This window comes from Frigoribacterium sp. 2-23, from assembly GCF_049601585.1.
Lineage (GTDB): Bacteria > Actinomycetota > Actinomycetes > Actinomycetales > Microbacteriaceae > Frigoribacterium.
The window spans coordinates 1238110-1249022 of the sequence record NZ_CP187126.1 but is presented as its reverse complement, the minus strand read 5'-3'; the positions used below and the strand labels follow the sequence as shown (position 1 = coordinate 1249022).

5 protein-coding genes and 3 rRNA genes are annotated in these 10913 nt (G+C 61.6%); all 8 read right to left on the bottom strand.

Annotated elements, in window-relative coordinates; genetic code table 11:
- Positions 1-129: 129 nt before the first annotated feature.
- Positions 130-246, bottom strand: a 5S ribosomal RNA gene (rrf, locus tag ACPEEZ_RS05950).
- 155 nt (positions 247-401) lie between these two features.
- Positions 402-3526: ribosomal RNA gene (locus ACPEEZ_RS05945) — 23S ribosomal RNA — on the bottom strand.
- Positions 3527-4002: 476 nt separating this feature from the next.
- Positions 4003-5521 (bottom strand): 16S ribosomal RNA (locus tag ACPEEZ_RS05940).
- The 16S, 23S and 5S rRNA genes sit together here, the layout of an rRNA operon.
- 645 nt (positions 5522-6166) lie before the next feature.
- Entirely contained in the window at positions 6167-7480 is a 1314-nt protein-coding gene (gene tyrS / locus ACPEEZ_RS05935) for a tyrosine--tRNA ligase (protein ID WP_423923759.1), read from the bottom strand.
- Between the two features lie 38 nt (positions 7481-7518).
- The gene (locus ACPEEZ_RS05930; protein ID WP_423923757.1) at positions 7519-8133 is read right to left on the bottom strand and encodes a DNA-3-methyladenine glycosylase; all 615 of its coding nucleotides are present in this window, start codon (positions 8131-8133) and stop codon (positions 7519-7521) included.
- Complete coding sequence (locus ACPEEZ_RS05925) at positions 8114-8245, bottom strand: hypothetical protein (RefSeq protein WP_423923755.1); 132 nt, start codon at positions 8243-8245, stop codon at positions 8114-8116. The genes ACPEEZ_RS05930 and ACPEEZ_RS05925 overlap by 20 nt, the downstream gene beginning before the upstream one ends.
- Positions 8242-9702 (bottom strand): argininosuccinate lyase, encoded by a 1461-nt coding sequence (gene argH / locus ACPEEZ_RS05920; RefSeq protein ID WP_423923753.1) that lies wholly within the window; start codon positions 9700-9702, stop codon positions 8242-8244. The genes ACPEEZ_RS05925 and argH overlap by 4 nt, the downstream gene beginning before the upstream one ends.
- 2 nt (positions 9703-9704) lie before the next feature.
- On the bottom strand, positions 9705-10901 hold the full coding sequence (locus ACPEEZ_RS05915) for an argininosuccinate synthase (protein WP_423923751.1): 1197 nt from the start codon (positions 10899-10901) through the stop codon (positions 9705-9707).
- Between the last annotated feature and the right edge of the window lie 12 nt (positions 10902-10913).

The following is a 10913-nucleotide window of genomic DNA, read 5'->3' as shown; positions in this document are numbered from 1 at the left end:
GTTGTGTTGTGCGAGGGGCGACTCTACCAAGAGTGGCCCGAAACGCAGAAAAGCCGCCCCAACCGGGACGGCTTCTCTGATGTTGCTGATGCATCTCTCGATGCTGTCTCTGTGTGAGACTCAATAGGAGTCCGGCGGTGTCCTACTCTCCCACAAGGTCCCCCTTGCAGTACCATCGGCGCTGAGAGTCTTAGCTTCCGGGTTCGGAATGTGACCGGGCGTTTCCCTCTCGCTATGGCCGCCGAAACATTAACCACACACCCACACAACCCTGGGGGTTGGTGGTGGTGAAGATCATGTTCCATACCATCAGTATGAAATTGTTTGGTATCCCGACCGTATTTCGGGAACCACATAGTGGACGCGTAGCAATCTTTCTTCCTCCGCTACCGGGGAAGAGTGTTGTCAAGTTATCGGCTTATTAGTACCGGTCAGCTCCGTGGGTCGTTAGTCCCCACTTCCACATCCGGCCTATCAACCCAGTAGTCTAGCTGGGAGCCTCTCACCCACAAGGGGTATGGAAATCTCATCTCGAAGCCGGCTTCCCGCTTAGATGCTTTCAGCGGTTATCCGTTCCGAACGTAGCTAATCAGCGGTGCCCTTGGCAGGACAACTGACACACCAGAGGTTCGTCCATCCCGGTCCTCTCGTACTAGGGATAGATCTTCTCAAATTTCCTACGCGCGCAGCGGATAGGGACCGAACTGTCTCACGACGTTCTAAACCCAGCTCGCGTACCGCTTTAATGGGCGAACAGCCCAACCCTTGGGACCTACTCCAGCCCCAGGATGCGACGAGCCGACATCGAGGTGCCAAACCATGCCGTCGATATGGACTCTTGGGCAAGATCAGCCTGTTATCCCCGAGGTACCTTTTATCCGTTGAGCGACAGCGCTTCCACAAGCCACTGCCGGATCACTAGTCCCGACTTTCGTCCCTGCTCGACTTGTCAGTCTCACAGTCAAGCTCCCTTGTGCACTTACACTCGACACCTGATTGCCAACCAGGTTGAGGGAACCTTTGGGCGCCTCCGTTACTCTTTGGGAGGCAACCGCCCCAGTTAAACTACCCACCAGGCACTGTCCCAGAACCGGATCACGGTTCGTAGTTAGATATCCAAAGTGACCAGAGTGGTATTTCAACAATGACTCCACCCGAACTAGCGTCCGAGCTTCACAGTCTCCCACCTATCCTACACAAGCCACTCCGAACACCAATACCAAGCTGTAGTAAAGGTCACGGGGTCTTTCCGTCCTGCTGCGCGTAACGAGCATCTTTACTCGTAGTGCAATTTCGCCGAGTTCGCGGTTGAGACAGCTGGGAAGTCGTTACGCCATTCGTGCAGGTCGGAACTTACCCGACAAGGAATTTCGCTACCTTAGGATGGTTATAGTTACCACCGCCGTTTACTGGGGCTTAAATTCTGAGCTTCGCTTGCGCTAACCCTTCCTCTTAACCTTCCAGCACCGGGCAGGCGTCAGTCCGTATACATCGTCTTGCGACTTGGCACGGACCTGTGTTTTTAGTAAACAGTCGCTTCCCACTGGTCTCTGCGGCCTTTCCCGCTCCCGGAGTAAATCCGTTCACGGTTCCGGCCCCCCTTCTCCCGAAGTTACGGGGGCATTTTGCCGAGTTCCTTAACCACGATTCTCTCGATCTCCTTGGTATTCTCTACCTGACCACCTGAGTCGGTTTGGGGTACGGGCGGCTTGAACCTCGCGTCGATGCTTTTCTCGGCAGCATAGGATCACTGATTTCCCCCAATCGGGGTACGCATCGGATCTCAGGCGCATTGACGACGGATTTGCCTATCGTCAGCCCTACATCCTTACACCAGGTTCACCTTACGGATACCATCGCCTGGCTCAGCTACCTTCCTGCGTCACACCTGTTAATACGCTAACCGCACCAGCATGGGGTCGAGCGTTAGACCGGCCGGCGTCACCCCGAAGGGATCAACTCAGCCGGGTTAGGACTCTTAGCACCACTGGATTAGCTTGGGCGGTTCTTCGCCGGTACGGGAATATCAACCCGTTGTCCATCGACTACGCCTGTCGGCCTCGCCTTAGGTCCCGACTTACCCAGGGCGGATTAACCTGGCCCTGGAACCCTTGGTCTTTCGGAGGACGGGTTTCTCACCCGTCTTTCGCTACTCATGCCTGCATTCTCACTCGTGTGGCCTCCACGGCTGGATCACTCCGCCGCTTCACTGGCCACACGACGCTCTCCTACCACTCCGTACGACTGAACCACGAAGGCTTGTCTATAATACGAAATCTACAACTTCGGTGGTGTGCTTGAGCCCCGTTACATTGTCGGCGCGGAATCACTTGACCAGTGAGCTATTACGCACTCTTTCAAGGGTGGCTGCTTCTAAGCCAACCTCCTGGTTGTCTATGCAACTCCACATCCTTTCCCACTTAGCACACGCTTAGGGACCTTAGTTGGTAGTCTGGGTTGTTTCCCTCTCGACGATGAAGCTTATCCCCCACCGTCTCACTGCTGCGCTCTCACTTACCGGCATTCGGAGTTTGGCTGACGTCAGTAAGCTTTTGGGCCCCATCGGCCATCCAGTAGCTCTACCTCCGGCAAGAAACACGCAACGCTGCACCTAAATGCATTTCGGAGAGAACCAGCTATCACGAAGTTTGATTGGCCTTTCACCCCTATCCACAGCTCATCCCCTCCATTTTCAACTGAAGTGGGTTCGGTCCTCCACGACGTCTTACCGTCGCTTCAACCTGGCCATGGATAGATCACTTCGCTTCGGGTCTAGGACATGCGACTGTATCGCCCTCTTAAGACTCGCTTTCGCTACGGCTACCCCACACGGGTTAACCTCGCCACATATCGCTAACTCGCAGGCTCATTCTTCAAAAGGCACGCTGTCACCCCTACAAGGAGGCTCCAACGGTTTGTAAGCAAACGGTTTCAGGTACTATTTCACTCCCCTCCCGGGGTACTTTTCACCTTTCCCTCACGGTACTTGTCCGCTATCGGTCATCTGGGAGTATTTAGGCTTATCAGGTGGTCCTGACAGATTCACACGGGATTTCTCGGGCCCCGAGCTACTTGGGATACCCATTCAGCCAGCGCCAGCATTTCGGCTACGGGGTTCGCACCCTCTATGACCCGGCATTCAAACCGGTTCGCCTATACTGCGCTGTAACTGCTCCTGTCCGGCAGAACAGGACAACGGGTCCCACAACCCCGACCATGCAACGACCGCCGTCTATCACACATGACCGGTTTAGCCTCATCCGATTTCGCTCGCCACTACTCACGGAATCACTGTTGTTTTCTCTTCCTGTGGGTACTGAGATGTTTCACTTCCCCACGTTCCCTCTACCCGCCCTATATATTCAGGCGGGAGTCACCAGGTCAAAACGCCTGGCGGGGTTTCCCCATTCGGAGATCCTCGGATCAGGGCTCGATTATCAGCTCCCCGAGGCTTATCGCAGATTTCTACGTCCTTCTTCGGCTCCAGATGCCAAGGCATCCACCGTTTGCTCTTAGAAACTTGACCACAAAGTTGCCGCCAACCCGAAGGTCAACGGCGTCAGTGTTATCTCATTCGCCAACCACACCCCCGAAGGAGCGGGTTGGTCTAAGAAATTGCACTTAGTATCACAAACAACCCCCACACCCCGAAAGGCATGAACTCGTTTGCGACTAAGATGCTCGCGTCCACTGTGTAGTTCTCAAAATACGGGCGGCACCACAACCTAACCGGCACAAAACCAGCAGATCGTGGCCCAGAGGAAACACCACCACACCAAAGTGCGGCAGGTTTGGTCCCTCAGGACCCAACAGCGTGCATGCCCCCACCACCAGACCTCACACCGTTCCAGACTCCCGAAGAAGACGTACTAAGCACAAGACCCTCGTATGAGAGCCATCGTCAATGTTCCACCCATGAGCGCCAGCCGAAGACATTCGCTTCGGAACTGACTTGACCAGTGAATCCGGCTGTATACAGACCGGCTGGTACATGCTCCTTAGAAAGGAGGTGATCCAGCCGCACCTTCCGGTACGGCTACCTTGTTACGACTTAGTCCTAATCACCGATCCCACCTTCGACAGCTCCCCCCTTACGGTTGGGCCACTGGCTTCGGGTGTTACCGACTTTCATGACTTGACGGGCGGTGTGTACAAGGCCCGGGAACGTATTCACCGCAGCGTTGCTGATCTGCGATTACTAGCGACTCCGACTTCATGAGGTCGAGTTGCAGACCTCAATCCGAACTGAGACCGGCTTTTTGGGATTCGCTCCACCTTACGGTATCGCAGCCCTTTGTACCGGCCATTGTAGCATGCGTGAAGCCCAAGACATAAGGGGCATGATGATTTGACGTCATCCCCACCTTCCTCCGAGTTGACCCCGGCAGTCTCCTATGAGTTCCCACCATAACGTGCTGGCAACATAGAACGAGGGTTGCGCTCGTTGCGGGACTTAACCCAACATCTCACGACACGAGCTGACGACAACCATGCACCACCTGTATACCGACCTTGCGGGGCGACCATCTCTGGCCGTTTCCGGTATATGTCAAGCCTTGGTAAGGTTCTTCGCGTTGCATCGAATTAATCCGCATGCTCCGCCGCTTGTGCGGGCCCCCGTCAATTCCTTTGAGTTTTAGCCTTGCGGCCGTACTCCCCAGGCGGGGAACTTAATGCGTTAGCTGCGACACGGAGACCGTGGAATGGCCCCCACATCTAGTTCCCAACGTTTACGGCGTGGACTACCAGGGTATCTAATCCTGTTCGCTCCCCACGCTTTCGCTCCTCAGCGTCAGTAACGGCCCAGAGATCTGCCTTCGCCATCGGTGTTCCTCCTGATATCTGCGCATTCCACCGCTACACCAGGAATTCCAATCTCCCCTACCGCACTCTAGTCTGCCCGTACCCACTGCAGGCTGGGGGTTGAGCCCCCAGATTTCACAGCAGACGCGACAAACCGCCTACGAGCTCTTTACGCCCAATAATTCCGGACAACGCTTGCACCCTACGTATTACCGCGGCTGCTGGCACGTAGTTAGCCGGTGCTTTTTCTGCAGGTACCGTCACTTTCGCTTCTTCCCTACTAAAAGAGGTTTACAACCCGAAGGCCGTCATCCCTCACGCGGCGTTGCTGCATCAGGCTTGCGCCCATTGTGCAATATTCCCCACTGCTGCCTCCCGTAGGAGTCTGGGCCGTGTCTCAGTCCCAGTGTGGCCGGTCACCCTCTCAGGCCGGCTACCCGTCGTAGGCTTGGTGAGCCATTACCTCACCAACTACCTGATAGGCCGCGAGTCCATCCTTGACCGAAATTCTTTCCACCAACAAACCATGCGGTTGAAGGTCATATCCGGTATTAGACGCCGTTTCCAGCGCTTATCCCAGAGTCAAGGGCAGGTTACTCACGTGTTACTCACCCGTTCGCCACTAATCCCCCCAGCAAGCTGGAGATCATCGTTCGACTTGCATGTGTTAAGCACGCCGCCAGCGTTCGTCCTGAGCCAGGATCAAACTCTCCGTAAAAGAAAAAACAAGCACACCCGGAATAGGGCATGACTTGTGAATTTGATGCTGACTAAAGAACAAAACAATCTGACGATTGTTATTGTCCGTCAATCTCAAAGAAACCTAAACACCACAACCAAAAAGGCTGCAATGCCAGGGTATAATTTGGCATTTGACAATGTGCACGCTGTTGAGTTCTCAAGGACCAAACGCACTCGAGTCCCGACCCTAGATGGATCTTCGCCCGAGGCAACTGTGGAACCTTATCCAGTCCGTTCGGGCCATGTCAATCGACACGACTTCTAGATCTAATCGATCTAGCGCCAGAATCTTGTTCTGCGGAAGGAGTTGTAATCGTATGCCCATTTGGCCAGACTCGCAAGAGCGGACTTGATGGAGCATGTGGTCAGAACCCGAGCTAGCGGATGAAGAACACGATCTCAGCGACCCTGTCTCCGTTGTTTCCGCCGCCCTGCTGGGCTGACTCGGATTACTTTACACACTCCCCCGCGGCAGACCCCAAATCCGCATGCATCCCGGGCGTGTCGCGCTTGACATCGTTGGTTTTCCGGGCTTTTCGACCCATCCGAGCGGACTGTGGCCTCAACGACAGGACGCCCGCCTCCGAGAGGAGACGGGCGTCGCATCGAGCACTGCCAAGGATCAACCGCGAACGGTCACCCCGGCGAGGGTCTTCTTGCCCCGGCGGAGGACGACGATGCCGCCGGCCAGGATGGACTGCCCGAGAGTGGCGTCGCCGTCGGCCACCCGCTCGTTGTTGACGTAGATGCCGCCTTCCGCCGTCGCCCGGCGTGCGGCACCGAGCGAGGCGACGAGTCCGGTCTCGACGAGGGCCTGCACCACGGTCGTCTCCGCCGGCACCTCGGCCGACGGCAGTTCGGCGATGGCACTGGCGAGCGTGTCGGCCGGGAGGGCCGACAGATCACCCTGACCGAAGAGGGCCGCGGCCGCATCGATGGCCGCCTGGGTCGCGGACTCCCCGTGGATGAGTCGCGTGACCTCCCACGCCAGGCGTCGTTGCGCCTCGCGCTTGAACGGCGCATCGGCGACCGCCTGCTCGAGCCGTTCGATCTCGGCCCGGTCGAGGAAGGTGAAGACCTTGAGACGCGCGACCGCATCGCCGTCGTCCGTGTTGAGCCAGAACTGGTACATCGCGTAAGGGCTCGTCAGCTCGGCGTCGAGCCAGATCGCGTTGCCCTCGCTCTTGCCGAACTTGGTGCCGTCGCTGTTCGTGATGAGCGGCGTGCCGATCGCGTGCACCGACACCCCCTCGGTGCGACGGATCAGCTCGGTGCCGCTGGTGAGATTGCCCCACTGGTCGCTGCCCCCGGTCTGCAGCACGCACTCGTACTGGCGGTACAGCTCACGGAAGTCGAGCCCCTGCAGAATCTGGTAGCTGAACTCCGTGTAGCTGATACCCGCGTCGGAGTTGAGCCGCGCGCTCACCGCGTCTTTCTTGAGCATCGTGCCGACCCGGAAGTTCTTGCCGATGTCACGCAAGAACTCGATGGCCGACAGCGGAGCCGTCCAGTCGAGATTGTTGACGACCCGCAGGCCGTTCTCCCCCTCGGGCGACAGGAACCGCTCGACGTGCACCCGGATGCGCTGCACCCAGTCGGCCACCACCTCCGGTGTGTTCAGCGTGCGTTCCGCGGACGGGCGTGGGTCGCCGATCAACCCGGTCGAGCCGCCGACCAGCCCGAGCGGTCGGTGGCCTGCCAGTTGGAGGCGACGCATGGTGAGCAGCTGGACGAGGTTGCCGAGGTGCAGGCTCGGCGCGGTCGGGTCGAAACCGCAGTAGAACGTGATGGGTGGACCGGCGAGCGCCGACTTGAGTGCGTCGGCATCGGTCGAGACGTGCACGAGACCGCGCCAGAGCAGCTCGTCCCAGACGTCGTCGAAGCTCGGGTCGTTGCGTTGCGCCACCAGGACGTCGGCGGTCGTGTCACTGCTCACCCCGCCACGCTACCAGCGCGGACGGCTCGGCCCGGGTCTCAGCGCCGGGTGCGAGGAGTCGCGGCTCGATAGGCCGAAACGGTCGGCTCCCCCGGAATGGCGAATCGCCAGGAGAACTCGTCCGTGCCGGCCGGGCCGGCGACGCCCACGCGGGGGCCGGACACGATGTCGGGCAGGGGGTCCGCCAGCGAGAGGGCGAAGCGCGAGTGGTCGAGCCGCGCGCCGTCGTCGGCGAGGTCGATCGCGAGAGCCGAACCGAGCCTCCCCGGCCCTCGCGCCAGGTCGACGTCCGACCGACTCGTCGGTCGGCGGCGCCGCGCCTCGTCGAGACCCGCGACGACCTCGCCGGCACGGAGCAGGACGGCCGAGGCCTCGCCGGCCGGCCCGCACACGATGTTCACGCAGCGGTGGATGCCGTACGACAGGTACACGTAGAGCGCTCCCCCACCGGCGAACATCGTCGCGGTCCGCGCCGTCGGGCCCCGGTAGGCGTGCGACCCGGGGTCGACGCCCTCCCCCAGGTAGGCCTCGACCTCGGTCAACCGGACGGCGACGTCGCCGGCGCGGAACACGGCCCCGAGGAGGCGCGGTGCCACCTCGAGGGCCGGTCGCGACAGCAGGTCGCCGACTCCGTCAGAAGAGCCGTTGGCCACTCGCCACCACGTAGACGACGTACGCGATCACGATCGCGACGGCCAGGACGACGACGGCCGGGATGATCCACGGTCGTCGACGCCGCGGCCCCCGAGGCCCGGTCGACGTCATGCCGCGCTCGGGTCCAGCTCGCCGACGAGCGCACGCACGCGGGCCGTCAGCGCCGCCAGCTGCTCGGTGACGCGGACGGGAGCCGTCCCGCCCACGCCGTCGCGACTCGCGATCGAGCCCGCGACCGTGAGCACGGGCCGGATCTCGGGCGTCAGGTGCGGTGACACCGAGCGGTACTGCTCGTCGGTGGGCTCGTCCAGCTCGAGGCCGTGCTGCTCGCAGAAGCGGACCAGCTCGCCGCTGATCTCGTGGGCGTCGCGGAACGTCACACCCTGACGGACCAACCACTCGGCAACGTCGGTCGCCAGCGAGAACCCCTGCGGTGCCAGCTCGGCCATGCGAGCCTCGTCGAACTCGAGCGTCGCCACGAGCCCGGTGAACGCCGGGAGCAGCACCTCGAGCTGCGTCACGGAGTCGAAGACGGGCTCCTTGTCCTCCTGCAGATCGCGGTTGTACGCCAGGGGCAGGCCCTTGAACGTCGCCAGCAGCCCGGTCAGGTTGCCGATCAACCGACCGGACTTGCCGCGCGCGAGCTCGGCGATGTCGGGGTTCTTCTTCTGCGGCATGATGCTCGACCCCGTCGAGAACGCGTCGTGCAGACGCACGAAGCCGAACTCGCGGGTCGACCACAGGATGATCTCCTCCGAGAGCCTCGACAGGTCGATGCCGATCGACGCGGTCACGAACGCGAACTCGGCGACGACGTCGCGGCTGGACGTGGCGTCGATCGAGTTCTCGGTCGTGCGGTCGAAGCCGAGCTCCCGGGCGACGAGCAACGGGTCGAGCCCGAGCGAACTACCGGCGAGGGCCCCGGCGCCGTAGGGCGACGCGGAGGCGCGCTGCGACCAGTCACGGAGCCGTTCGAGATCGCGGACGAGCGGCCAGGCGTGCGCGAGCAGGTGGTGCGCCAGCAGCACGGGCTGGGCGTGCTGCAGGTGCGTGCGCCCCGGCATCACGGCCGTGAGGTGCTGCTCGGCCTGCGATGCGATGGCGTCGATCAGGGCGACGACCTGATGCGCGATGGTCGACGCGTGCGTCCGCAGGTAGAGCCGCACGAGCGTCGCGATCTGGTCGTTGCGGCTCCGGCCGGCGCGGAGCTTGCCGCCGAGTTCGACCCCGGCGATACCGATGAGACCGCGCTCCAGGGCGGAGTGGACGTCCTCGTCGGACTCGGCCGCCACGAAGACGCCGTCGGCCACATCGGACTCGAGCCGGTCGAGCGCCGCGATCATGCCCGTCAGCTCGTCGGCGTCGAGGTAGCCGGCGGCCGCCAGGGCCCGGGCGTGAGCCCGGGACCCAGCGATGTCGTAGGCCGCCAGCTGCCAGTCGAACTGGGTGGACTTGCTCAACGCGGCGAGTTCGGCCGAGGGGCCGGAGGCGAAGCGTCCTCCCCACAGGGCCCCCGCCTCCTTGGCCCTCGACGTGTCGCCGGTCGATGCGCCCGTCGCGTCGGTCATGGCTAGAGACCCAGCTCGCGACGTGCCGAGATCTTGCTCGGCAGCGACCAGATCTCGATGAAGCCCTTGGACAGCGACTGGTCGAACGTGTCGCCCGTGTCGTAGGTCGCGAGGTCGAAGTCGTAGAGGCTCTGCTCGCTCTTCTGACCGGTCACGACGGCACGGCCGCCCTGCAGTTTCAGGCGGATGTCGCCCGAGACGTAGCGCTGCGTGTCGTCGATGAACACGTCGAGCGAGCGCTTCAGACCCGAGAACCACAGCCCGTCGTAGACGAGGTTGGACCACTCGGCCTCGACCCCGCGCTTGTAGCGACCGAGGTCGCGCTCGATGGTGAGCGCCTCGAGGGCCTCGTGCGCGGCGATCAGGGCGATGGCACCGGGAGCCTCGTAGACCTCGCGGCTCTTGATGCCGACGAGGCGGTCCTCGACGACGTCGATGCGACCGACGCCGTGCTTGCCGGCCAGCTCGTTCATCTTCTCGACGATGCCGAGCGGGGTGTAGGCGACGCCGTCGATGGCCGTGGGCACACCGGCGACGAACGTGATGACGACCTCGTCGGCGTCCTTGAGGACGGCCGGGTCCTGCGTGTACTCGTAGAGGTCCTCGATCGGCGCGTTCCACGGGTCTTCGAGGAACCCGGTCTCGACGGCGCGACCCCACACGTTCTTGTCGATCGAGTAGGGGTTCTTGGCGCTCTGGCGGATCGGCAGGTTGTGCTCCTCGGCGTAGACGATCGCCTTGTCGCGCGTCAGCGCCAGGTCGCGCACCGGCGCGATGCTCGTCAGGTCGGGGGCGAGAGCGGCGACGGCGGCCTCGAAGCGGACCTGGTCGTTGCCCTTGCCCGTGCAGCCGTGCGCGACGCTGTCGGCGCCGAGCTCTTTGGCGACCGAGGCGAGGTGACGGGCGATGAGCGGACGGCTCAGGGCCGAGACCAGCGGGTAGGTCTTCTGGTACATGGCGTTGGCCTTGAGGGCCGGCATCAAGTAGTCGGAGCCGAACTCCTCCTTGGCGTCGACGACGACCGACTCGACGGCGCCGCAGTCGAGCGCGCGCTGGCGGATGTCGTTCATGTCTTCACCGCCCTGTCCGACGTCGACGGCCAGGGCCACGACCTCCTTGCCGGTGGCATCGGCGAGCCAGCCGATGCCGACCGAGGTGTCAAGGCCTCCGGAGTATGCGAGGACGACGCGTTCCGTCATGGTTCTCCTAAT

Coding starts and splice junctions, on each gene's coding strand:
- ACPEEZ_RS05925 (WP_423923755.1), bottom strand. CDS start 8,245: ATGACGTCGACCGGGCCTCGGGGGCCGCGGCGTCGACGACCGTGGATC.
- argH (WP_423923753.1), bottom strand. CDS start 9,702: ATGACCGACGCGACGGGCGCATCGACCGGCGACACGTCGAGGGCCAAG.
- ACPEEZ_RS05915 (WP_423923751.1), bottom strand. CDS start 10,901: ATGACGGAACGCGTCGTCCTCGCATACTCCGGAGGCCTTGACACCTCG.